Here is a 24,476-nt window from a genome sequence, read left to right as displayed (position 1 = left end):
ACCTTTCCTGCAGATACCCGGCAGATGCCCCCCGAGGCCTGAGGACGCAGGGCGATCTGCAACAACAGGGCGCTCCCCGCGTTGACATCCGCGGCTGCACCGACCCGATTTGCCCCCATCGTCACCGGTGGAGGGTAAAGGAGGGGTGTACGATACCCGCATTTTTCGACAAACACACAGAAACTATGTCAGCGTTGCGTCATCGGCGGCGGCCGTTCCCTTCGGTCTTCGCATGTGCGATAAAAGTCGCGACGCTGAAGATGGGAGAAACGCATGATCCGGACCGGCGCCATCATCGCGTTGCGGCACAGGGCCATGACGCTCACGGCGACTCCGCACATCGGCGGTTCGCTGGCGAGTTGGAGCCTGTCGACCGCGACCGGTCCGGTCGATCTGTTCCGGCGCGCCTCGGACCCTGCGCTGGCCGGCGATTTCGCCCCGGACATGGCCTGCTTTCCGCTGGTCCCCTTTTCCAACCGCATCAGCGGCGGCCGCTTCGTCTTCAAGGGACGGGAGGTCCAGCTCGCCACCGATCCCGGTTCGCCGCACCGCATCCACGGCCATGGCTGGTCGACCCCCTGGACCGTCGAGGCGGCGGCCGAGGATGCGCTCCGCATGGGCTTCGCCCACCGCGCCGGCGACTGGCCCTGGAGCTACCGCGCGACCCAGACCGTGGCGCTCGACGGCGAGGGGCTGACCGTCACCCTCGACCTGATCAACGAGTCCGACGGCGACATGCCGGCCGGGCTGGGGCTGCATCCCTATTTCGCCAAGTCGCCGGGCAGCATCGTCACCGCCGATGTCCGTGCGGTCTGGGACAATGATGACACCATCCTGCCGTCCCGCCGCCGCCCCCTGCCCGCCGCCTGGGATTTCCGCCACGGCATCGACATGGACCATGCCGCGCTGGACAACGGCTTCACCGGCTGGTCGGGCACGGCGACGCTGGACCGCCCGCAAGAGCGGCTGCGCCTGACCATGATCGCCGACGGGCCGGCCGGCCATCTGATCGTCTATGCCCCGCCGGGCGAGCCCTATCTGTGCCTGGAGCCGGTCACCCACATGACCGACGCGCTGAACCGCCCGCAGGAGGCGGATGCCGGCGTCATCGCCCTGCCGGCGGGAGAACGGCTGTCGATGACCGTGCGCTTCCTCGTATCGCGCATCTAGACATCGCGAACCGAGTTATCACGACCCTGGGGGACCGCCCTTTGCGCCGAGTTCGCGGGCGAGGCCGATGAAGGCCCTGAAGGCGGCCGACGGGTTGCGCCGTCCGGAATAGTAGAGGCAGAGCTGGGAACGCGGCGGCGTCCAGTCCTCGAGCACGCGAACGAGACGGCCCGCCTCGATGTCGGCCCGCACGTCCGACTCCATGAAGAAGCCGATGCCCACACCTTCGAGGACGGCGATTCGCGCCAGACTGGCCTCGTCCAGGGTGATCGGCCCATCGACGTCGATCTGCGCCGATTGCCCATCCTTCTCGAACTGCCACCGGAAAAGGGCGCCGTTCGGCAGGCGGACACGGATGCAGGGGTGATTGAGCAGGTCAGGCGGCACGCGCGGCCGGTCGTGCGTCGCGAAATAGGCCGGCAACCCGACGACGGCATAGCGCTGCGGGCGACCCAGGGAAATCGCGATCATGTCGCTGGGAACGAGATCGGCCACCCGTACACCGAGATCGAAACCATCCTCGACGATATCCACCAGACGCCCTTCGGTGACGAGGTCGACATGCACCTGCGGATGACGGCGCAGGAACTCCAGCACCAGCGGCGAAAGGATTTCACGCGCCGCCGCGGCGAAGGCATTGATGCGCAGCGTGCCTGATGGAGTTGTCTGCTGCGACCGCACGGCTTCCAGGGCGCCATGAACATCCTGCAATGCCGGACCGACCTGCTCGACGAATACCCGGCCGGCATCGGTGAGCGAGACGCTCCGCGTCGTGCGGTGGAACAGGCGGACGCCGAGACCCGCTTCGAGCTTTCCGATGGCGTTGCTGAGCGCGGTCGTCGACATTCCCAGATCGAGCGCCGCCGCGCGAAACGAGCTCCGTCGCGCAATGGCGATGACCGCATCCAGATCGTTCAGGTCGGCCCGCTTCATTGTCCCACCTTTCGGAATTCCGCATCCTGTTTTATCCCGATTATCGGAACGTGCGTCCAGGCCTACCTTTGCGGGACAGAGCAATCCCGATCAGGAAGACCGATCCATGAGCCCCTTCATCAGCCTCGACGGCAAGCGAGCGCTCGTCACTTCGGGCACGCGCGGCGCGGGTGCGGCCACCGTCGCGCTGTTTCGCGACCTCGGCGCCCGTGTGCTGACCGCAGCCCGGTCCCGTCCGGACAGCCTCGACGACGGGATGTTCGTCTCCGCGGACCTGACGACCGCGGAGGGGTGCGCCACTCTGGCGGCCACGGTGCGTGAGCGTCTGGGCGGGGTCGATATCATCGTCCACATGCTGGGCGGCTCATCCGCTCCGGCGGGCGGCTTCGCGGCGCTGAGCGACGCGGAGTGGCGCAAGGAGCTGGATCTCAACCTGATGCCCGCCATCCGGCTCGACCGAGAACTCGTGCCGGCGATGGTGGCGCAGGGTCATGGCGTGGTCATCCATGTCACCTCCATCCAGCGCGCGCTGCCGTTGCCGGAGTCGACGACGGCCTATGCCGCCGCGAAGGCCGCGCTCTCGACCTACAGCAAGAGCCTTTCGAAGGAGGTCTCGCCCAAGGGCGTGCGCGTGGTGCGCGTTTCGCCCGGCTGGATCGAAACCGAGGCGGCGGTACGGTTGGCGGAGCGGCTCGCGAAGGAGGCCGGCACCGACTATGAGGGCGGCAAGCGGATCATCATGGACTCGCTCGGCGGGATTCCCATCGGCAGACCATCGAAGCCGGCGGACGTCGCCAACCTGATCGCCTTCCTCGCCTCCGATCGGGCCGCGACCGTTACCGGCACCGAATACGTCGTCGACGGCGGCACCATTCCCACCGCGTAAAGCGCGAGCGGCGGCAGAAGCGCTTCGGCCGTTGCCGATTCCCCTATCGGCAGCGGACGAATTCCGCCGCGAAGGTGGCGGGTGCCGCCATGCGCAGGATCAGCCGGTCGAAGCGCGCCGAATCGGCGGGCAGCAGCCGCAGGGTGGCCAACGGCGCAGGCGCGTCTTCCGTGGCTCCTTCCGGCTGCAGGGGCTGCACCGGCACCTGCTCCACCGGATCGCCATCGGCCGGCAACCGGCCGGTCAGCGGGAACTGGGGCACCCGCGCATCCACGGCGGACAGGGTCCGGTCGGCACCGATCTCCAGATAGGACGTGCGGCAGTCGTCGATGGCGGTGCGGTCGTTCGGATCGGCCTTGGCCCAGCGCCCGGCCAAGGCCGCCAGCGTCGCCTTGCGGTTGACCGGCGGCACCGGCGTCTGCGGCGCCACGAACCGCGGTGCGGCCGCTCCGGTGACGGCCAGAGGCAGATCGGCGACCGGATGGGACCGCGCCTGACGTTCCGACTCCAGCGCCGCGGTGCGCTGCCGGGTGACGCGCAGCAGGCAGTCGGTGCGGGACTTGGTCGCCTTGGCATCGGCAAGGTCGGCGGCCGTCACCGGGCAGGCATCGTCACGCCGTGCCCGCCAGACGGTCTGGCCCGCCTCGATCGCCGCCCGTCCGGTGTCGTCGGTGGTTGCGCCCAGCGCCGCCAGCGCCGCCTCCATCGCCTCGCCGGCGGCCACCAAGCCGGCGTCGCGGCACAGCAGTTGCGCCGACGGCGTCCCTGCCGCATCGCAGTCCGCCGCCGCAGCCTCCGGGACCGGCGTCTCAGCCAGGGCCGGAGCCGCCGCCGGAACCGCGAGCGCCAGAACCGCAAGCGCCAGAACCGCGAGCTTGGAGCCGGCGGCCAGAAGACCGCTCACCAGGGACAGGGCACGCATGGCAGGAAACCTTGGGTAATGATGAAGCAGGACGTCACGAGGCGGGGAAGGCTTCCAGCACGGCTTTGACCTGACGCTGGAAATCCTGGTCGGTGCGATAGCGCGTCACGACCGACTTGTCACGCTCCACGAAAAACAGCATGTCGTCGCGGCTGGGCAGCGCGCGCGGGTTCGGCTTCTCCAACAGCTCGCCGTTCCAATCGATCCGCGCCATGAAGTACACAGCACGGGCGAACAGCATGAACAGCTTGTTGTCGGGCGCAAGCTTTTCCCGTCTCAGCAGCGCGAAGTAATAATAATTCCGGCCATGGAAGTAGTTCGTGTGGATCGCCTGCAGTGCCGCGAAGCGCTCGTCCGGACTGTTGACCTTCTTGATCTGCTTTTCCAGCTTGAAGCCCGCGAAGAAATACTCCCGCGCCTCATGCTCGAAGGAAAAGGCGCTGCCCTTCATCAGGGCCATCTGCTCGCCATACCGCTTCAGCGCGCGGGTCATCAGCAGTTCGATGAAATGCCGCTCAGGCGCCAGCGCATCGGGGATGCTCGGCAGCATCTCGAACACATGGCGCAGGTGATAGGGATGGCGCACGACGACCACCGGGACCGACAGCTTCTTCTGCTTCGCCGGCGCCCGCTTTTCCGCCACCAGCGTCACGGCGGGCGACAGCGACGCCATGGTCGCCTGGATGGTGTCGTACAGCTTCCAGCGCAGCCGGGTCTCCGCCGATTGGCTGCCCAGGTTCAGCCGGGCAAGGAAACGCTTCATCCGGCTGCCGAACGTCTCCTTCGGCAGCTTGTGCGTCGGCAGGTTGGGCACGACCAGCGGGTTGCCCAATATATCCGCCGGCGGAGGCAGCGGCTTGAAATTGAAATACTTCCCGGTAACGACGCCACGTCCGGCGCCGCTATTGCCCGCGTCGCCCATGCCATCCGCCCCACGGTTGCCGCCCAATATCGAAGAAGCCGCCACCGACACCATCCAAACGCGAGACCCCACCGCAGCGATACCCCATCCGATTAGGATATAAAGGGTAACGCGAACGGAAGAAAGCCGCAGCGCACGTCATCGGCAACTTCGTGACTTTTTCGCAACTGCGGTAGGATCGGTGCCGAGCCGCCCTGTCGGGCCGGATTTTTCGGTGTTACCGTTGCAGCGGCGACCCCGGAGCAAACCGGGGCGCGACCATCATCGAACAGGCATGAGGCGGGGTTTTCCATGGCGATCCACGTCGCGCTGAATCACAAGACGATCTATCGCTACGACAGGCCGGTGTCCCTCGGCCCGCAGATCATCCGCCTTCGCCCGGCGCCCCATTGCCGGACGCCGATCCTCAGCTATTCGCTGAAGGTCACGCCGAAGCAGCATTTCCTGAACTGGCAGCAGGATCCGCAGTCCAACTTCCAGGCCCGCTTCGTCTTCCCGGAAAAGACGCGCGAGTTCATCGTCGAGGTCGATCTGGTCGCCGAAATCGCCGCGATCAACCCCTTCGACTTCTTCCTGGAAGAGAAGGCGAGCCATATCCCCTTCGCCTACGACGACTGGCTGCAGCGCGAGCTGCGCCCCTATCTGGAGACGGAGGAACCGGGGCCGGAACTGGCCGCCTACCTCAAGAACATCCCGCGCGAGAAGACACCGACCATCGATTTCCTGGTCGCGGTGAACCAACGGCTTCAGCAGGACATCGGCTATGTCATCCGGATGGAGCCGGGCATCCAGACCTGTGCGGAAACGCTGACCAAGCGCACCGGATCCTGCCGCGATTCGGCCTGGCTGCTGGTGCAGATCCTGCGCAACCTTGGCCTCGCCGCCCGTTTCGTCTCCGGCTACCTGATCCAGCTGACCGCCGATCAGAAGGCGCTGGACGGCCCCTCCGGTCCGGAAAGCGACTTCACCGACCTGCATGCCTGGACCGAGGTGTTCCTGCCCGGCGCCGGCTGGGTCGGGCTGGACCCCACCTCCGGCCTGCTGGCGGGCGAGGGGCACATTCCGCTGGCCTGCACGCCCGACGCCTCCTCCGCCGCCCCCATTTCGGGCCTCGTCGACGAGGCGGAGGTAGAGTTCGGCCATGAGATGTCGGTCACCCGCATCTACGAGGCGCCGCGCGTCACCAAGCCCTATACGGCCGAGCAATGGGCGGCGATCGAGGCGCTGGGCCATCGGGTGGACGAGGATCTGAAGACCGGGGACGTCCGCCTGACCATGGGCGGGGAGCCGACCTTCGTCTCCATCGACGACATGGACGGCGCGGAATGGAACACCGCGGCGCTGGGTCCGCAAAAGCGGAAAATGGCCGCCGACCTGATCCACCGGCTGATGGCCCGCTTCGCCCCCGGCGGCCTGCTGCATTTCGGCCAGGGCAAATGGTATCCCGGCGAATCGCTGCCGCGCTGGGCGATGACGCTCTACTGGCGCCGCGACGGCGAGGCTCTGTGGGCCAACAGCGACCTGCTGGCGCGCGAGGATACCGATTACGGCCACACCGCACAGGATGCCGGCGTGTTCCTGATGGCGCTGGCGAAGCGGCTGGGCCTCGACCCCAATCTCGTGCTCGGCGCCTATGAGGATCCCTGGCATTACCTGCGCAAGGAGTCGCAGCTTCCCATCAATGTCGATCCGCTGAACAGCAGGCTCGACGACAAGGAGGAGCGGGAGCGGCTGACCCGCGTCTTCACCCGCGGCCTCAACGAGCCTGTGGGCTTCGTCATGCCGATCAACCGCCGCATGACCCAGCAGGGGCCGGTCTGGCTGTCCAGCACATGGCCGCTGCGCCAGGAGAAGCTGCTGCTGATCCCCGGCGACAGCCCGGTCGGCTACCGCCTGCCGCTGGGCTCGCTGCCCTGGGTGTCGAAGTCCGACTACCCCTATGCCTGGGAGACCGACCCGTTCGAGGATCGCGGCCCGCTTCCCCCTCATCCGGTGCAGCGCCGGCAGGAGATCCGCGGCGCCGTCCAGGAGTCCGACCGCGGCGTCCACACCGACAAGCGGATCGCCCAGCGCCAGCGCATCATGGCAGAAATCCGCGATGAACTGCCGGAAGAAGGCAAGTCGGCCTGGTGGGTGGTGCGCACCGCCCTGAGCTGCGAGGCGCGCAACGGGCGCCTGCACCTGTTCATGCCGCCGATGAGCACGCTGGAGGACTATCTGGCGATGCTGGCGGAGATCGAGGCGACGGCGGTCGAGCTTGAGATGCCGGTGGTCATCGAAGGCTATCAGCCGCCGAAGGACCCGCGCCTGAACTCGCTGGCCGTCACTCCCGATCCCGGCGTGATCGAGGTGAACATCCACCCCGCCCACAGCTGGGACGATCTGGTGCGCAACACCATCGCGCTCTACGAGGATGCCCGCCAGTCCCGCCTGGGGGCGGAGAAGTTCATGATCGACGGGCGCCATTGCGGCACCGGCGGCGGCAACCATGTGGTGATGGGCGGCGCCACCGCGGCCGACAGCCCCTTCCTGCGCCGGCCCGACCTGCTGCGCAGCCTCATCACCTACTGGCAGAACCACCCTGCCCTGTCCTACGTCTTCTCCGGCCTGTTCATCGGCCCGACCAGCCAGGCCCCGCGCGTTGACGAGGCGCGCGACGACCAGCTCTATGAGCTGGAAATCGCTTTCAACCAGATCGATCAGGCGGCGGCGAGCGGCAACTGCCCGCCCTGGCTGGTCGACCGGGTGCTGCGCAACCTGCTGGTCGACGTGCAGGGCAACACCCACCGGGCGGAGTTCTGCATCGACAAGCTCTATTCGCCGGACAGCTCCACCGGCCGCCTCGGCCTTGTCGAATTCCGCGCCTTCGAGATGCCGCCGCACGCGGAGATGAGCCTGACCCAGCAGCTTCTGATGCGGGCGCTGGTCGCGCGCTTCTGGAAGCATCCCTACAAGGGCCGGCTGGTGCGCTGGGGCACCGACCTGCACGACCGCTTCATGCTGCCGCATTTCGTCCAGCAGGACATGGCCGACGTGCTGCAGGATCTGCGCGACCACGGCTATCCGCTGGAGGACGGCTGGTTCGCGCCGCACTTCAACTTCCGCTTCCCGGTCTACGGCCATGTCAGCCAGCGCGGCATCACCATGGAACTGCGCATGGCGCTGGAGCCCTGGCATGTGCTGGGCGAGGAGCCGGGCGGCGGCGGCACGGTGCGCTATGTCGACAGCTCGGTGGAGCGGGTGCAGGTGCGCGTCAGCGGCCTGATCGACGCCCGCCACGTCATCACCTGCAACGGCCGGCGCGTGCCGCTGATCCCGACCGGGGTGGAGGGCGAGTTCGTCGGCGGCGTGCGCTATCGTGCGTGGCAACCGCCGTCCTGCCTGCACCCGACGATCCCGGTCCACACCCCGCTGATCTTCGACATCCTCGACAGCTGGGCCGGCCGGTCGATCGGCGGCTGCACCTATCACGTCATGCATCCGGGCGGCCGCAACTACGAGACCTTCCCGGTCAACGCCAACGAGGCGGAGGGGCGCCGTCTGGCCCGCTTCTTCCCCTTCGGCCACACCCCCGGCCCGATGGACGTCCCGGCGGAGGAACGCAACCCGCAATTCCCGATGACGCTGGATCTGCGGCGGGGTTGAAGCCCATCGCCGCTGGTGACATACGCCCTCTCCCGGGACGGGAGAGGGCGCTTCACCATGACCGGTCAGTCATCCATTTTTCAGCGTCATAACGCGATAGCACTACCCGTATTACGATTATCGGAATTACCCTCATCGGTCGAAGGCCCACGCGCCACGCCACCGATAAGGGAACAACCGGGATGAAAACCCCCGTTTACGCGACCCTGGCCGCCTCCGCGCTGCTGCTTGCCTCCTGCGCCGAGCCGCCCAAGCCGCCCCGCCCCGTGCCGGTCAAGCCGCCGACCGAGGTCAACGGTCTGTGGTATCTGGACCAGGGCTGGTCGCAGGAAGCCCGCCAGTGGTACTACACCACCACCCAGGGCTCGCAGATCATGCGCTATGACTGGTTCATGGCGCTGGAGGATCCGCAGACCAAGCAGCCCTTCGTCAAGAGCATCCCCCGCTACGGCTATCCCGCCAACACGTCGGCCACCTGGAACCCCGATCTGCTGCCGGTCGGCTTCGTCAAGGACACCGATCCCGACAAGACCGAATGGTTCGGCATGACCTGTGCCGCCTGCCACACCGGCGACGTGACGGTGAACGGCAAGACCATGCGCATCGACGGCGCGGTCACCACCGGCGACCTCTATGGCTTCATCAGCGGGCTGAGCAACGCGGTCCACACCACCGTGACCAGCGACGCCGCCTTCCAGCCCTTCGCCACCCGCGTGCTGGGCGCCAACGCCACCGACCAGCAGAAGCTGGCGCTGTACAACGCGCTGAAGGACTTCGACCGCTCCTTCGCCGAATTCGTCGCCGCCAGCACCCCGGACACGCCCTGGGGGCCGATGCGCACCGACGCCTTCGGCATGATCTTCAACCGCGTGTCGGCGATCGACCTGAACCTGCCGAAGAACAACCGCGCCCCCAACGCGCCGGTCAGCTATCCTTACCTGTGGGATGCGCCGCACCAGCCGCGGGTGCAGTGGAACGGCCTGCTGCCGAACGCCACCGCCTTCGACGCTCTGGGCCGCAATGCCGGCGAGGTGCTGGGCGTGTTCGGCAAGGTGACGCTGAAGCCGCCGGCCGACGCCGCCCATTACTATTACAAGTCCACGGTCCGCGGCCGCAATCTGGTCGACATGGAAAACCAGCTGCGCAAGCTGCGGTCGCCGGTGTGGCCGGACAGCCTCGCCGGCAACGTCGACATCGTCAAGGCCGCGGCCGGCGAGCCGATCTACAAGGAAAACTGCGAGAGCTGCCACGCCATCCTGCCGCGCGGCGAGACCTATACCACCGCCCCCATCCAGATGGTGCCGCTGTTCAACTGGGCGCAGCCGGACAACGCCAAGGCGGTCATCGCGGCCTTCGGCACCATCTGCACCAAGGGCGTCGATGCCGCCGTCGCCGCCAAGATGATCACCGTCAACTATGACGCCGATCCGAAGATGGCGGTCGATGCGCTGTGCCGTCAGGTCGACACCGGCGCCATCGCCAACGTCGCCATGCCGCCGCAGCTGCTCGGCGGCAAGCCGCTGAAGAACCCGGATCTCGCCGCCAACCTGCTGTCCAACGCGGTGATCGGCGCCATCCTCGGCGATCTGGTGCGCGAGCCGGGCCTGCTGCTCGACCTGCTGAAGGGCGACGATGCCCCGGCGCCCTGGCTGACCGCCAGCGCCCCCGCCGGCTGGTCGGCGGAATCGCAGGCGAAGGGCGGCACGCTCGACACCACGCCCTTCGTGAAGCCGGGCGCCAAGCAGACGGCCGACCACCAGAAGGTGATCGCCGCCCTGACCGGCCGCGGCCAGACCAAGCCGACCGTCGGCGCCGTCCCGGCCGGCGGCAGCGCGGCGAAGGCCGCCGCCGCTCCCGCCAAGGCGTCCACCTCCGGCAGCGCCAGCTCCGACGAGGAAGCGCTGGCCGGCACCATCAAGATGCTGCTGGCCTACAAGGCCCGTCCGCTGGACGGCGTGTGGGCGACGGCGCCCTACATGCACAACGGATCGGTCCCCAACCTGTATGAGATGCTGCTGCCGGCATCCAAGCGGTCGGCGACCTTCCGCATGGGCAGCACCTCCATCGACCCGGTCAAGGTCGGCGTGGATTCCTCGGCGGCGGGCGCCAGCTTCGTCTATGACGCGACGAAGCCGGGCAACCGCAACACCGGCCACGAGTTCGGTGCCGGCCTGACCGACGCGCAGCGCTGGCAGCTGCTGGAATACCTGAAGACGCTCTGATACCCGGCGGTTTTCCGCAACATCCGGCAAGCCGGAGCGTCGCTTTTCGCGGCGCTCCGGCTTTTTTTTAGGCGGAGGCGGGCCGTCCGATTGCGAACTCTTTCCTCTTTCGGATTGGTTCGCCGGCCGCCAGCCTTGCATCGCAGCACGCGGACGTTCAGACTGTTGCTCCGTTCATAGGCAAAAAGCATCAGTCAGACCTTGTCCAAGCCCGATCAGCCTTTCCGCGCGCCGGCGTCCGTGGTCCCGTCGGGGATGCCGCCGGTTCCCTTCACACAGGGGTCGCTGTTCGGCGAGGCCGATGCCATCGGCTATGGCTCCGGCCAGGTCTATGACGAGATGGTGACCGGCCAGGGCCGGCTGCGGCCGCACTGGCAGACCTTCATGAGCACGCTGGGTCCCCTCGACTCCGACCAGATGGCGGAGCGGTGGGAGGAGGCGCGGCGGCTGCTGCACCAGAACGGCGTCACCTACAACATCTACGGCGATCCCAACGGGATGGAGCGGCCCTGGCCGCTCGACATGATGCCGCTGCTGCTGCCGGCGCATGAATGGAAGGCCATCGAATCGGGGCTGATCCAGCGCGCCTCGCTGCTGAACGCCATCCTGACCGACATCTATGGACCGCAGACGCTGACCCGCTACGGCCGGCTGCCGCCGTCGGTGATCCATGCCGACCCCGGATTCCGCCGCGCCGTCCACGGCATCCGCGTGCCCAACGACGTCCACCTGCATTTCTACGCCGTCGACCTCGCCCGCGCGCCGGACGGGCGCTGGTGGGTGCTGTCCGACCGCACCCAGGCGCCGAGCGGCAGCGGCTATGCGCTGGAAAACCGCGCGGTGATCGCCAAGGTGCTGCCCGACAGCTTCCGCCATTGCCAGGTGGAACGGCTGACCGGCTTCTTCGACACCTTCAAGGAAACGCTGCTGTCGCTGGCGCCGCGGGCGAACGGAACCGGCGGCGCCCGCAGCCTGCCGCGCGTGGTCCTGCTGACCCCCGGCCCCTACAACGAGACCTATTTCGAGCATGTCTATCTCGCCCGCTATCTCGGCCTGACCCTGGTCGAGGGGGCGGACCTGACGGTGCGCGACCGGACGGTGTTCCTGAAGACCCTGTCGGGGCTGGAACAGGTCGACGTGATCCTGCGCCGGCTCGACGCCGACTTCGCCGATCCGCTGGAACTGCGCGCCGACAGTTCGCTGGGCGTGGCCGGGCTGATCGAGGCGGTGCGCGCCGGCAATGTGGTGATGGCGAACGCGCTGGGCTCCGGCCTGATGGAATCGATGGCGATGAAATCGTCGCTGCCGACGCTCTGCCGCCATCTGCTGGGGGAGGAGCTGCGGCTGCCCGGCGTCGCCAGCTGGTGGTGCGGCAACGATGCCGAGCGCGCCTACGTCATCGACCATCTCGACGGTCTGGTCGTCAAGCCGGCCTTCCCCTCCCTGTCCTTCGAGCCGATCTTCGGCGCCCAGCTGTCGGCCGCCGAGCGGTCGGCGCTGATCGAGCGGATCAAGCGCCGTCCCTGGTATTTCGTGGCGCAGGAACAGATGGCGCTGTCCACCGCCCCGGTCTGGCAGGACGGACGGCTGCAGCCGCGCCCGCTGGTGCTGCGCGTCTTCCTCTGCGCCACCCCCAGCGGCGGCTATGCCGTCATGCCCGGCGGGCTGACCCGCGTGTCGAGCGAGTCCGGCCGGCTGGTGGTGTCGATGCAGAGCGGCGGCGGCAGCAAGGACACCTGGATCCTGGCGCCGCGGCGCGCCGATGTCTCGTCCGCCCAGCCACGGCCGGCCCTGGCGACGGAGCCGACGGCCAGCGGCGCCCGCCCATCCGCCAACGACCTGCCCAGCCGCGTCGCCGACGGCCTCTATTGGCTCGGCCGCTATGCCGAACGGGCGGAGGGGGCGCTGCGCCTGCTGCGCGCGACGCAGAGCCGGCTGATCGACAGCAACATGCCGGGCGCCACCCTGCAAGTCCGCCCGCTGCTCGACCTGCTCTGCTCGCTCGGGATGATCCCGGCCGACATGGCGCAGGTGACGGAAAGCGGCGCCAACCGCGGCCTGCGCGAGGCGCTGCATGCGGCGGTGAACGACCCGGACCACCCCAACAGCCTGCGCGCACAGGTTCTGCGCCTGCACCGCACCGCCTATTCGGTGCGCGACCGCCTGTCGATGGACATGTGGCGGGTGGTGTCGGCCATCGACCGCCAGACCCAGCCGCCGAAGGGGCGGATGGACCCGGCGTCGCTCCTGCTGCGGCTGGACGACGTGATGATCACGCTGGCCGCCTTCTCCGGGCTGGAGCAGGAGAGCATGACCCGCGGCGCCGGCTGGCGCTTCCTCGACATCGGGCGGCGCATCGAACGGTCGCTGCACATGATCGCGCTGATGCGCGGCGTCCATGTCGCCGACCTCGACCGCCTGGACGAGCCGATGCAGGCGGCCACCCTGGCGGTCCTGCTGGAGCTGGGCGAAAGCGTGATGACCTACCGCGCCCGCCATCTGACCAGCGTCCAGCGCAGCTCCGTTCTCGACCTGCTGCTGGGCGAGGAGGCGAACCCCCGCGCCCTTGCCTTCCAGCTTGCTGCACTGGACCGGCATATGCGGGCTCTGCCCAGCCAGGGCGTCGGCACCGGCACCGATCCCACCGGCGGGGCGCTGGCCATCGTCGCCGCCGCCCGCAACGGGCTGGAGCGGACCGAGGCGATGGCCTCCGGCGATGCGCTGCGGGCGCTGCTGGACACGCTGGCAATGTCGCTGCCGGACGTGTCGAATTTCCTGGCGCATGCCTATTTCAGCCATGCCTTCGCACGATCGGCCTGACCCGATGACCCCTCCCACCCCGCTTCCCGGCGGCAGCGGCGCCTCCACCCGCTACCGCGTGCGCCACGCCACCTCCTACGACTATGGCGAGGATGTGCCGATCTCCCACCACCTGCTGCACCTGACCGCCCGGCCGCACCCGCGCCAGCGCATCCGGCGCAGCCTGCTGACCATCGATCCGGTCCCGGCGGTGCGGTCGGACCGGGTGGATTACTTCGGGAACACCGTCACCTATGTCGCCGTGCAGGAGCCGCACCGGACCTTCTCGGTCATCGCCGAAAGCGAAGTGGAGGTTTTCGAGCCGCCGGCACTGACTCCCGGCGCTTCAGCGCCGTGGGACCATGTGCGCGACAGCCTGCGCGGCCTGTCCGGACCGGATGACGGGGCGGAAATCACGCAATACTGCTTCGACAGCGCTCTGGTCGCATCCAGCCCGGAGTTGCTGGACTATGCACGGGTCAGCTATACCCCCGGCCGTCCGGCTGTCGCGGCGGCCATCGACCTGATGAACCGCATAAACCGGGAGTTCGCCTTCGACCCCGCCGCGACGACGGTCGCCACGCCGTTGGCGGCGGTGATGCGCAACCGCCGCGGCGTCTGTCAGGATTTCGCCCACATCGCCGTCGGCTGTGCCCGCGCCATGGGCCTGCCCGCCCGCTATGTGTCGGGATATCTGCGCACCCTGCCCCCGCCGGGCCAACCGCGGCTGGTGGGCGCCGACGTCAGCCATGCCTGGGCATCGGTCTGGTGCGGGGCCGCCGCCGGCTGGCTGGACATTTGCCCGACCAATGCCTGCGTCGCCAACCGCGACTTCATCACCATCGCCTGGGGCCGCGATTACGACGATGTCAGCCCGGCCCGCGGCGTCCTGGTCGGCGGGGCCGGTCACGGCCTGACCGTGAGCGTCGACGTCGAACCGCTGGAAGACTGAGCCGCGCCGCCAGTCACCGCCGAACGCGGCCGTCCCGCTCACGCCTCCAGCGGAAGGCCGAGCATGCGGTGCAGGGTTTCGCAGATGATGCGCGGGTTCACGGGCTTGCTGAGGATTTCCAGGGGCCTCCAGCGCTCATGCTTGAGGTCGCTGTCCTCCGTCAGATAGCCGGTCATCACCACCACCGGCAACGCCGCATCCCGATTGCGGATTTCGCGGATCAGGGTCTGGCCGTCCATGCGCGGCATGCGCAGGTCGGTCACCAGCGCATGCACCTGCTCGCGGCCGTAGCGTTCCAGCGCCTCGGCTCCATTGGCGGCGACGGTCACGCGGAAGCCCTTGAGCGACAGGAAATCCTCAAGCGCCATCGCCGCGAGAACCTCGTCCTCCGCGATCAGGATGTGTAATGGATCAGGCATGCGACAGCTCCCTGTCGGAAGAGGAAACCGGCTGGCTGGGCAGGGTTATGGTGAAGCGGACGCCGTGGCGCCCCCCCTCCAGATCGACGTTGCGGGCATCGATGCGGCCACCCATGCCGTCGATGATGCCGTAGCCGATCGACAGGCCAAGTCCCGATCCCTTGCCGACCTCCTTGGTCGTGAAGAAGGGGTCGAAGATCTGGGGCAGAACCGACGGATCGATGCCGCCGCCATCGTCGGTCACCTGGATGGCGACGTTCTGACCATCGGACTCGTCGCTGACCGCCACCATGATGTGTCCCGCCTCCCCACCGGTTGCACGAAGTGCGATGATAGCATCGCGCGCGTTCGAGAAAAGGTTGAGTATCACCTGTTCCAATTCAAGTGGACGCCCGGTTACCGGCATTTGCGCCGACGTGGCACTCTCTATGATCTCGATGTCTTCCAAAGCATACTGGTGGCGCACCAGATCCACCGCGTTCTGGACACAATGGGCGGGGGTGAAGGCCTGCATGCCGCCGCCGTCCCGACGGCCGAAGCTGCGGACATGGTCGATCAGCTTGGCCATGCGGTCGGTCTGCTCGATCACCAGGGTCAGCGACCGTTCGGCCCGCTGGGGCTCCAGCAGATTGTCGCGCAGGCGGGACAGCATATTCTCCGTCCACAGGCGGATGACGTTCAGCGGCTGGCTCATCTCATGCGCCATGCCCGCGGCCAGCGTGCCCAGGGTCGCCAGCTTGGAGGTCTGAAGCACCTCGGCCTGCAGGCGCTTGCGCTCGGTCACGTCGCGGCTGCTGCCCAGGATCTGCACGACACGGCCGGCGGCATCCTTCACCGGCACCAGCATGGTGTGGAAGACGCGCAGGCCGATCGGCAGAAGCAGAGTCTCTTCGTAATCGATGCTCTCGCCGCCGTCGCGGCAGGCGGTATAGCGGGGGATGATCGATTCGGCCACTTCCGGCCCAAGCGCATCCGTGACACGCCGGTCACGCAATCCTTCCGGGTCCAGACCGGTCGACCGTGCCAGCGCCGGATTGATCGCCTCGAAGGCGAACTCGCCATCGGGCAGGACCTGGACGATGAACAGCGACTCGGCCAGATTGTTGAAGAAGCTGGAATAACGCATTTCCATCTGACGACGGATGGCGATCTCCTGCTCCAGCGCGCGGTTGGTCGCCTCCAGCTGCTTCGGGCTCGGCAGGGTGAGAAGGCGCGGCATCAGCCACCACAGGGCCGCGGCGGTGCCCAGTGACGCAAAGGCGGTGACTGCCTTGACCAGCCCCTCCAGCACGTAATCGGGGTTCCACAGGGTCCACACCATCAGGAAATGGGTGCTCCCGCAGGCGATGATGAACAGGGCGAACAGAAGCGCCATCCAGCCGAAGTCGACGTCGCGCCGGCGCATGACGAAATAGACCAGAGCCACCGGGATGGAGAAATAGGACAGGCCGATGAGCATGTCCGAAGCGACATGCAGCGCCAGAATGTCGGGCCGCCACAGCAGGCAGACGCCATGCGGAACAAAGCCGCTGGAGTCCAGAATTTCGTCCAATCCCAACGCCATGACCGCCTCATTTCCGACCCTGCCCGTCCGACGGAGGCCATTATATAAGTGTCGAAACTGTTAAGCGCACTCGCACACGTTCCGTCACCGGACCGATGCCGTCAAGCCGTCCGTCAAGCCGGGAAGACCGGTGTGTATCTCTCTCGACAAAAGAGAGCCCGCCCCCGGGTTCGACCAAGGGCGGGCGACAGGCAGATCGCACTGTCCGTCAGGCCGCGGTGTGGACCTTGCGGTTCTGTTCGCGCGTCTTCAGGAACCGCAGCGCCGGGAAATCCTCCTGCGCGCGGTTCAGGTGCCAGGCGTTGCGCGCCAGGAACACCAGGGCGCCGTCATGGTCCTCCGCCAGCGCCGAGCGGTTCAGCTCGATGAACTTCTCCAGCTGGGTCTTGTCGTCGGTCTCGACCCAGCGGGCGGCGTCCAGTCCGGCCCCTTCGAAGCGGGCGGCGATGCCGTATTCCGCCTCGATTCGCGAGGCCAGCACCTCGAACTGCAGCTGGCCGACCACGCCGACGACCCAGTCGGCGCCGGTCAGCGGCTTGAACACCTGGGAAGCGCCCTCTTCGGCGAAATGCTCCAGCGCCTTGCGCAGATGCTTTACCCGCATCGGATCGTCGGGGCGGACGCGCTGCAGCAGTTCCGGGGCGAAGCTGGGCACGCCGGTGAAGCGCAAATCCTCGCCCTCCGTCAGCGTATCGCCGATGCGCAAGGATCCATGGTTGGGGATGCCCATGATGTCGCCGGGCCATGCCTCTTCCGCCACCTCGCGGTCGCGGGCCAGGAACAGCACGGCGTTGTTCACCGCCATCAGCTTGCCGGAGCGGATGTGCTTCAGCTTGGCGCCGCGCTTGTAGCGGCCGGAGCAGAGGCGGACGAAGGCGATGCGGTCGCGGTGGTTCGGGTCCATGTTGGCCTGGACCTTGAACACGAAGCCGGTGACCTTCTCCTCGTCCGGCTGGACGGTGCGCGGATCGGCCGGCTGCGGACGCGGCGGCGGCGCGTTCTCCGCCAGACCGGACAGCAGCTCGCGCACGCCGAAATTGTTGATGGCGGAGCCGAAATAGATCGGCGTCAGATGGCCGGCGCGATAGGCCTCCAGGTCGAAGGCGGGCATCAGGCCGCGCGCCATCTCCACCTCTTCGCGCAGCTTGGCGACGGCGTGGGCGGGCAGCAGCTCGTCCAGACGGGGATCGTCCAGGCCGTTGCACTCGATGCCCTCGTCGATCTCGTCGCCCTTGCTGCGGTCCATCAGGATCAGCCGGTCGCGGATCAGGTCGTAGCAGCCAAGGAAGTCGCGGCCCATGCCGATCGGCCAGCTGGCCGGCGTGACCTCCAGCGCCAGCGCGCTTTCGATCTCCGAGATCAGGTCGAAGGGATCGCGCGCCTCGCGGTCCATCTTGTTGCAGAAGGTCATGATCGGCACGTCGCGCAGACGGCAGACCTCGAACAGCTTCAGAGTCTGCGCCTCGATGCCCTTGGCGCCGTCGATCACCATCACCGCGCTGTCGACCGCGGTCAGCGTGCGGTAGGTGTCCTCCGAGAAATCTTCGTGGCCCGGCGTGTCGAGCAGGTTGAAGGTGCGCCCCTCATAGTCGAAGGTCATGACGGAGGCGGTCACCGAGATGCCGCGCTCGCGCTCCACCTTCATCCAGTCCGACTTGGCACGCCGCTGCTCGCCGCGCGCCTTGACGGCGCCGGCCATCTGGATGGCACCGCCGAACAGCAGCAGCTTTTCCGTGAGCGTGGTCTTACCGGCGTCGGGGTGCGCGATGATGGCGAAGGTCCGACGGCGGGAGACGGCGTCCTGAAGTTCGGACATGCGCGAGGTCCCGTGACAAGAGAAGGTGATCGTAAGAACGGCGAAAGGGGCCGGCAGGCGAAACACGCCCATCGGCCCCCGTCGATTAGATAGCAGCAGCGCCCGGCGGATTCCAGAGCGTTCCGCCAGTCCGGTCCCGGCTCAGGTCCGTCAGGCGGGCCTCGGCGGATAATAGCCGTTGTAGCAGATGACATAGTGGAGGGTGGGCAGCGGCTCCTTGCCCTTCAGGTTCGGCAGACCGAATGTCGTCCTGCCGTCGCCGCCATATTGCGTGCCGATCAGAGAGTAGAGCGCCTGATACTGCGCAATGGGAACGATGCTGCCGTCGCAGGGTAGAAAGCTCTCAGGCACGTAGCTGCAGGCAAGCAGAATGATGTCGCTGATCAGGTATTCCATCATCGCCTCTCGTTCGGATGCAATGGCGACGGCGACACGGGTTATCCCGGACGGTCCGAAGCCCTGTCGGACGAATTTGAGGCGCGCAATAAAATGCATGCAACCGGGAAATCGTTACAAGCGTATTCATTTCAATAAATTCTGCGGGACGGCGATCCGCCCCGCAGAATGCACTCGATCAGAGAGCCAGCTCGGCGATCTGCACCGCATTCAGGGCAGCGCCCTTCAGCAGCTGGTCGCCGCAGACGAACAGGTCGAGGCCATGGTCGCCGAACACCAGGTTGCTGCGGATGCGGCCGACCTCGACGTCATACTGGCCGGTGGCGTTCAGCGGCATCGGATAGGCGCCGTTGGCCGGATCGTCCACCACCTTCACGCCGGCGGCATCGGCCAGCACCGCGCGGGCGGCGTCGGGCGTGACCGGCTGGATGGTCTCCAGCGTGATGGCTTCGGAATGGGCACGATAGGTCGGGATGCGGACGGCGGTGCAGCTGACCAGCAGGTCCGGGACCTCCATGATCTTCCGCGTCTCCCACGTCACCTTCATCTCCTCCTTCGTGTAGCCGTTCTCCTGGAAGGCGTCGATCTGGGGGATCAGGTTGAAGGGGATCGGGTGGCGGAACACGCTGTTGGTGACCGGCTTGCCGTCCAGCTGGTTGCGCGTCTGCTCCTCCAGCTCGGCCATGCCCTCGGCACCGGCGCCGCTGGTGGCCTGATAGGTGGAGACGATGGCGCGCTTGATGCCGAAGGCCTTGTGCAGCGGGCCGAGCGCAACGACGGCGATGGCCGTGGTGCAGTTCGGGTTGGCGATCAGGCGCGAACCGGCGGCGTACGCCTCGCGGAAGACGTGGGCGTTGATTTCCGGAACGATCAGCGGGATGTCGGCGTCGTAGCGGAAGGCCGAGCTGTTGTCGATCACCAGCGCGCCGGCCGAGGCCAGATCCTTGGCATGCGCCTTGGCGAAGTCGCCCGACACCGCCAGCAGGGCAACGTCGTAGCCCTTCACCACCGCGGCGTCGAAGGCCTTCAGGGTCAGGGCGCCGTAGGGGGTCTCCTGCACCTTGCCGGCGGACCGCTCGGAGGCGAACAGGCCGAGTTCGGCAACCGGGAAATTGCGGTCGTGCAGGACCTTGACCATCTCGCGGCCGACGGCGCCGGTGGCGCCGACCACGGCGACGCGGAGGGACTTGGAGGAAGCGGAGGCGTTGTTGCTGCTCATGTCGGGGTTCCGTCCTGTCTATCGCACTGTTGATCGGACCGGCCTATCGGTCGTTCGGACAGCGGACCCCGGATACGACGAGGCCCCGTCCGATGTCCGGCGGGGCCTGCCTCGTGGAAGAAACGCTGGTCGATCCGATCAGCACGCACCACGACGCTGCCCGCCGAAGCGAGTGGCTTTTTTGGTCGTAGTGGTGGTGATGGCCTTGCGGTTCATGCTGGTTGTCATAGCCCAATGGAGGGGGCTTGTAAAGCGCCGGCTGAGGGGTTGCCACAGCGCCGCTTGCCCCCTCCCCGACCCTCCCCCGCTTCGCGGGAGAGGGAGTTGGGCGCGGGAGTGGCGGAGTTCCCTCTCCCTCGAAGAGGGGGAGGGTTAGGGAGGGGGCAAAGCTCTTACCGGAACCCCTCGCCGTCATGGCTTGGCTTCACCGGGTGTACGTCCCAGATCTCCTGGGCGTACTCGTTGACCGTACGGTCGGACGAGAACCAGCCCATGTTGGCGGTGTTCAGGATCGCCTTGCGGGTCCATTCCTCCGAATCGCGGTACAGCTGCATCGCCGCGTCCTGCGCCCGGCAATAGTCGGCGAAGTCCGCCGTCACCAGGAAATGGTCGCCGCCGTCGGTCAGCGCCTGGACGATGGGGTGGTAGCGGTTGCGGTCGTCCGGCGAGAAGGCGCCGGTGGAGATCATGTCGAGCGCCCGCTTCAGGCTGGGGTTAGACGCGATCACCTCGCGCGGGTTGAAGCCGCCGCTGGCGCGCAGGTCGTTCACCTCGTCGGCGGTCATGCCGAAGATGAAGATGTTGTCCGCACCCACATGCTCGCGGATTTCGACATTGGCGCCGTCCAGCGTGCCGATGGTCAGCGCACCGTTCAGCGCCAGCTTCATGTTGCCGGTGCCCGACGCCTCCATGCCGGCGGTGGAGATCTGCTCCGACAGGTCGGCGGCCGGGATGATGATCTCGGCGGCGGTGACGTTGTAGTTCGGCAGCAGCACGACCTTCAGGTTGTCGTGCACCGACGGATCGTGGTTCACCACCTTGGCTACGTCGTTGATCAGTTTGATGATCAGCTTGGCCATGTGGTAGGAGGGCGCCGCCTTGCCGGCGAACACCTTGGTCACCGGGACCCAGCTGACCGTCGGGTTGTCGCGCATCTCGTTGTACAGCGCGATGGTGTGCAGCACGTTCAGCAGCTGGCGCTTGTACTCGTGCATGCGCTTGACCTGGACGTCGAAGATGCTGTCGACCAGCACCTCCTCGCCGGTCTGACGGGCGATGTAGGCGGCGAGGCGCTTCTTGTTCTTGCGCTTGGCCCGGCGGAACTCCTCGCGGAACACCACGTCGTCGGCTTTCTCGCGTAGCGCCGCGATCTGCGACAGGTCGGAGTTCCAGCCCTCGCCGATTCGGGTGGTGATCAGCTCCGACAGGGCCGGATTGGCCTGCTTCAGCCAGCGGCGCGGGGTGATGCCGTTGGTCTTGTTGTTGATGCGGTCCGGGAATTCCTGGTGGAAATCGGCGAACACCGTCTGCTTCATCAGCTCGGTGTGCAGGGCCGACACGCCGTTGACCTTGTGCGAGCCGAGGAAGGCGAGATTGCCCATGCGCACGCGGCGCTCGCCGCGCTCGTCGATCAGCGACAGGCGCGACAGCCTGGCATTGTCGCCGTCCGCCCGCGCCTTGGTGCGGTTCAGGAACTTGGCGTTGATCTCATAGATGATCTGCATGTGGCGCGGCAGCACCCGCTCGATCATCCGCACCGGCCAGGCTTCCAGCGCCTCGGGCAGCAGGGTGTGGTTGGTGTAGGCGAAGGTGGCACGGGTGATGTCCCACGCATCGTCCCAGCGCAGCGCATGCTGGTCGACCAGCAGACGCATCAGTTCGGCGATGCCGATGGCCGGATGGGTGTCGTTCAGCTGGATCGCCGCCTTGTTGGGCAGGTTCTCGAAGCTGGAATGATGCTGCAGATAGCGGCGCAGGATGTCCTGCAGCGAGGCGGAGGTGAAGAAGTACTCCTGCTTCAGCCGCAGCTCCTTGCCGGTCTCCGTCGCGTCGTTGGGGTAGAGGACGCGGCTGAGGTTCTCCGACAGGATCTTCTGCTCGACCGCCTTCATATAGGCGCCGTCGTTGAAGTGGCCGAAGTTGAAGTCGCGGGTGGCGCGGGCCGACCACAGGCGCAGCGTGTTGATCGTCTCGCCGCCATAACCGACGACCGGCGTGTCATAGGCCATCGCCAGAACGCGGTCGGCATCGACCCAGCGATAGGCGCGCTCGCCCACGCTGTCGCGGAACTCCTCGACACGGCCATAGAACTGGACCGGATACAGCACCTCCGGCCGGGCGAATTCCCACGGGTTGCCGAACTGCAGCCACTGTTCCGGATACTCGACCTGCCAGCCGTTCTCGAAGCGCTGTTCGAACAAGCCGAACTCGTAGCGGATGCCATAGCCGTAGCCGGGCAGCCCCTGCGAGGCCATGCTGTCGAGGAAGCAGGCGGCCAGACGGCCGAGGCCGCCGTTGCCGAGCGCGGCGTCCGGCTCGGCGTCGACCACGTCGTCCATCGACAGGCCGAGGCGGTCGAGCGCCTGACGGCATTCGTCCATGATGCCCAGGTTCGACAGGCTGTTGGTCAGCAGCCGCCCGATCAGGAATTCCAGGGACAGGTAATAAACGCGCTTGGCGTCTTCCTGGTAGTAGCTGCGCGTCGTGTCCATCCAGCGGTCGACGACGCGGTCGCGCACGGCCAGAGCCACGCTGTGGAACCAGTCGCGGCGGGTGGCGGCGCGGGCATCCTTGCCGACCGAATAGACAAGCCATTCCAGGAACGACCGTTTCAGGCCGTCGACATCCAGGCTGCGGCGTTCGATGTCGCGAGATTTAAACCGAGCGTCCATGTCCTGACTTTCTGCTTGAAAGGCCAATGGGAGCAGGCGGCTGGAAGGACAGCGCTCCAACAGAGGGCCAACATGGGGTGGAGTGTCGGCGCTGTTGGTTAAACAAAGCTTTCCCCACGCGGACCATACCGTCGTTTCACTGTGGTAAAAGGGAGTAGTATCCCCTTCCCCTCCCCTTTTTCCCGTCAACGATGCGTCACGAAATCGATCCTGTCCACTGCGATGCAGCATGCATCGTCATCCGCCGTGCCACAGCGGCCGACATTTCCGTGCTGCTGGCAATCGAGGAGCAGAGCTTCGCGACCGACCGGATGACACGGCGCAACTTCCGCTATGCGATCCTGAAAGCAAAAGGTGTGGTCCTTGTGGCCGAGCGCCAAGCGGGCGACAGGTCCGGCGACTGCCCATCGGACATCGGGAACCGGCCGGTGGCCTATGGCGTGCTGGGCTTCCACGCCGGAACGCCCTTTGCCCGCCTCACCTCCTTCGCCGTGGAATCGGACAGCCGCGGCCGTGGAATCGCCCGCCGCCTGCTATCGGCGCTGGAGGATGCCGCGGCGGCCCATGGCTGTGCCGGGATACGGTTGGAGGTCCGGGCGGACAACGCTGTGGCCATCGCTCTCTACACCGCCGCCGGTTACCGGCGCTTCGCCGTCTATCCCGCCTATTACGAGGACGACATGGCGGCACTGCGCCTGGAAAAGCCGCTCGCGGCGCTTTCGCCGGCCACAAGCTGACTGTTGCGGTCCGGCACCATACGGCGCGTTCGATGGTGGTAAACCCGGCAAGCGGGGCCGCGACCGAAATCTCCGCGATCTGCCCCCGATGTCACTCTTTCCGAATCCGGCGGTGGAACATCCGCGGCGGATGGCGCGTTTAGCTCCCGACACGATCAACGACGGGCAACAACGGGACCGCCTCAATGACGCCACCGCCGACCGGATCGTTCCGCGACATCCCGCGGGGATTGCCGCAGGGATCGCCCCGGGGTTTGTCCAAGAGATTGCCGGCCAGACTGCAATGACGGGCCGGCAGATGGCATCCCCCCGGGCCGCCTGACGCCGCAAGACTTTAAACAGCTTCGATCCTCAGCCTTTCGAACCGGCCGCGCCCCGCTCGCGCGCCGGAACACCAAACGCCGTCCCTGCTTTGCGCCCCGCCGCCGATAGAAGGGCACCGCCGCCCAACCGGCCGGCCGGGACGAACAGACCGTGGAGGAAGAATGACCATGGCGTACTCGTTCGAAAACGAACTGATCCGCTGCATGCCGAACCTGCAGCGCTATGCCTGCAAACTGACCCGCGACGCCAACGCCGCAGAGGACCTGCTGCAGGACTGCCTGGCCCGAGCCCTGTCGCGGCAGCATCGTTTCGAACCCGGCACGAATATGCAGGCATGGTTGACCACCATGCTGAAGAACCTGCATTTCAACAACCTGCAGCGCGACCGCCATGTGACGAAGGTGGAGCTGTGGGACGGCGCCATGTCCGTCGATGCGGCGCAGATGTCGCGTCTGGTCTTCCGCGACGTCGACCGTGCCTTCTCCACCCTCACCCCCAGCCAGCGCAAGGTGGTCAAACTGGTCGCCATCGAAGGCCGGCCCTATCAGGAGGCCGCGGAAACGCTGAACGTTTCCATCGGCACCATCCGCTCCCGCCTGTGCCGCGCGCGGGAACGGCTGAACAACCTGATGGCCGCCTGATCCCGGAGGGGACACACC

The 24,476-nt window shown here is 67.0% G+C and carries 18 protein-coding genes; 9 read left to right on the top strand and 9 right to left on the bottom strand.

The window, feature by feature from the left end:
- Positions 1-273 precede the first annotated feature (273 nt).
- Positions 274-1,170 (top strand): aldose 1-epimerase, encoded by an 897-nt coding sequence (locus AZOLI_RS04975; RefSeq protein WP_014247493.1) that lies wholly within the window; start codon positions 274-276, stop codon positions 1,168-1,170.
- An 18-nt stretch (positions 1,171-1,188) separates the two neighbouring features.
- On the opposite strand, the gene AZOLI_RS04970 is transcribed toward AZOLI_RS04975, so the two are convergent.
- The gene (locus AZOLI_RS04970) at positions 1,189-2,103 is read right to left on the bottom strand and encodes a LysR family transcriptional regulator (protein WP_014247492.1); all 915 of its coding nucleotides are present in this window, start codon (positions 2,101-2,103) and stop codon (positions 1,189-1,191) included.
- 106 nt (positions 2,104-2,209) lie between these two features.
- On the opposite strand from AZOLI_RS04970, the gene AZOLI_RS04965 reads away from it, so the two are divergent.
- Entirely contained in the window at positions 2,210-2,989 is a 780-nt protein-coding gene (locus tag AZOLI_RS04965; RefSeq protein ID WP_014247491.1) for an SDR family oxidoreductase, read from the top strand.
- Between the two features lie 43 nt (positions 2,990-3,032).
- On the opposite strand, the gene AZOLI_RS30285 is transcribed toward AZOLI_RS04965, so the two are convergent.
- On the bottom strand, positions 3,033-3,911 hold the full coding sequence (locus AZOLI_RS30285; protein ID WP_014247490.1) for a lysozyme inhibitor LprI family protein: 879 nt from the start codon (positions 3,909-3,911) through the stop codon (positions 3,033-3,035).
- A 34-nt stretch (positions 3,912-3,945) separates the two neighbouring features.
- A complete protein-coding gene (locus AZOLI_RS04950; RefSeq protein WP_244442527.1) occupies positions 3,946-4,833 on the bottom strand; it encodes a hypothetical protein in 888 nt (295 codons plus the stop codon).
- A gap of 291 nt (positions 4,834-5,124) precedes the next feature.
- Between AZOLI_RS04950 and AZOLI_RS04945 the strand changes: the two genes are divergently transcribed.
- The 4 genes from AZOLI_RS04945 (at position 5,125) to AZOLI_RS04930 (ending at position 14,451) form a co-directional block, all read left to right on the top strand.
- On the top strand, positions 5,125-8,478 hold the full coding sequence (locus tag AZOLI_RS04945; RefSeq protein WP_014247488.1) for a DUF2126 domain-containing protein: 3,354 nt from the start codon (positions 5,125-5,127) through the stop codon (positions 8,476-8,478).
- Between the two features lie 182 nt (positions 8,479-8,660).
- Positions 8,661-10,700 carry a di-heme-cytochrome C peroxidase gene (locus AZOLI_RS04940; protein ID WP_014247487.1) on the top strand — a complete coding sequence of 680 codons (2,040 nt, stop codon included), beginning with the start codon at positions 8,661-8,663 and terminating at the stop codon, positions 10,698-10,700.
- A 201-nt stretch (positions 10,701-10,901) separates the two neighbouring features.
- The gene (locus AZOLI_RS04935; RefSeq protein WP_244442526.1) at positions 10,902-13,520 is read left to right on the top strand and encodes a circularly permuted type 2 ATP-grasp protein; all 2,619 of its coding nucleotides are present in this window, start codon (positions 10,902-10,904) and stop codon (positions 13,518-13,520) included.
- A gap of 4 nt (positions 13,521-13,524) precedes the next feature.
- Complete coding sequence (locus tag AZOLI_RS04930) at positions 13,525-14,451, top strand: transglutaminase family protein (protein ID WP_014247485.1); 927 nt, start codon at positions 13,525-13,527, stop codon at positions 14,449-14,451.
- A gap of 38 nt (positions 14,452-14,489) precedes the next feature.
- Here AZOLI_RS04930 and AZOLI_RS04925 read toward each other — a convergent pair whose 3' ends face one another.
- The 6 genes from AZOLI_RS04925 to AZOLI_RS04900 all read right to left on the bottom strand — a co-directional run bounded on the left by AZOLI_RS04925 (position 14,490) and on the right by AZOLI_RS04900 (position 22,756).
- Positions 14,490-14,870 (bottom strand): response regulator, encoded by a 381-nt coding sequence (locus tag AZOLI_RS04925; protein ID WP_014247484.1) that lies wholly within the window; start codon positions 14,868-14,870, stop codon positions 14,490-14,492.
- Entirely contained in the window at positions 14,863-16,434 is a 1,572-nt protein-coding gene (locus tag AZOLI_RS04920) for a sensor histidine kinase (protein WP_014247483.1), read from the bottom strand. Before AZOLI_RS04920 ends, AZOLI_RS04925 begins: the two co-directional genes overlap by 8 nt.
- Positions 16,435-16,642: 208 nt before the next feature.
- Positions 16,643-18,250: a peptide chain release factor 3 gene (locus AZOLI_RS04915; RefSeq protein WP_014247482.1), complete on the bottom strand. Its 1,608-nt coding sequence runs from the start codon at positions 18,248-18,250 to the stop codon at positions 16,643-16,645.
- 150 nt (positions 18,251-18,400) lie between these two features.
- Positions 18,401-18,745, bottom strand: coding sequence for a phage tail protein (locus AZOLI_RS04910; protein ID WP_244442525.1), 345 nt, complete (start codon positions 18,743-18,745; stop codon positions 18,401-18,403).
- A gap of 79 nt (positions 18,746-18,824) precedes the next feature.
- Entirely contained in the window at positions 18,825-19,865 is a 1,041-nt protein-coding gene (locus AZOLI_RS04905) for an aspartate-semialdehyde dehydrogenase (RefSeq protein WP_014247480.1), read from the bottom strand.
- Positions 19,866-20,257: 392 nt separating this feature from the next.
- Complete coding sequence (locus AZOLI_RS04900) at positions 20,258-22,756, bottom strand: glycogen/starch/alpha-glucan phosphorylase (protein ID WP_014247479.1); 2,499 nt, start codon at positions 22,754-22,756, stop codon at positions 20,258-20,260.
- Between the two features lie 269 nt (positions 22,757-23,025).
- Between AZOLI_RS04900 and AZOLI_RS04895 the strand changes: the two genes are divergently transcribed.
- The 3 genes from AZOLI_RS04895 to AZOLI_RS04885 all read left to right on the top strand — a co-directional run bounded on the left by AZOLI_RS04895 (position 23,026) and on the right by AZOLI_RS04885 (position 24,458).
- The gene (locus AZOLI_RS04895) at positions 23,026-23,493 is read left to right on the top strand and encodes a GNAT family N-acetyltransferase (protein WP_197541523.1); all 468 of its coding nucleotides are present in this window, start codon (positions 23,026-23,028) and stop codon (positions 23,491-23,493) included.
- Positions 23,494-23,581: 88 nt separating this feature from the next.
- Positions 23,582-23,815 (top strand): hypothetical protein, encoded by a 234-nt coding sequence (locus tag AZOLI_RS04890; protein ID WP_162487987.1) that lies wholly within the window; start codon positions 23,582-23,584, stop codon positions 23,813-23,815.
- Positions 23,816-23,984: 169 nt separating this feature from the next.
- The gene (locus AZOLI_RS04885) at positions 23,985-24,458 is read left to right on the top strand and encodes a sigma-70 family RNA polymerase sigma factor (RefSeq protein WP_014247478.1); all 474 of its coding nucleotides are present in this window, start codon (positions 23,985-23,987) and stop codon (positions 24,456-24,458) included.
- The last annotated feature ends 18 nt before the right edge of the window (positions 24,459-24,476 follow it).

This window comes from Azospirillum lipoferum 4B (assembly GCF_000283655.1).
GTDB lineage: Bacteria > Pseudomonadota > Alphaproteobacteria > Azospirillales > Azospirillaceae > Azospirillum > Azospirillum lipoferum_C.
The sequence above is the reverse complement of the archived record's forward strand: the minus strand, read 5'-3'. Positions and strand labels throughout refer to the sequence as shown.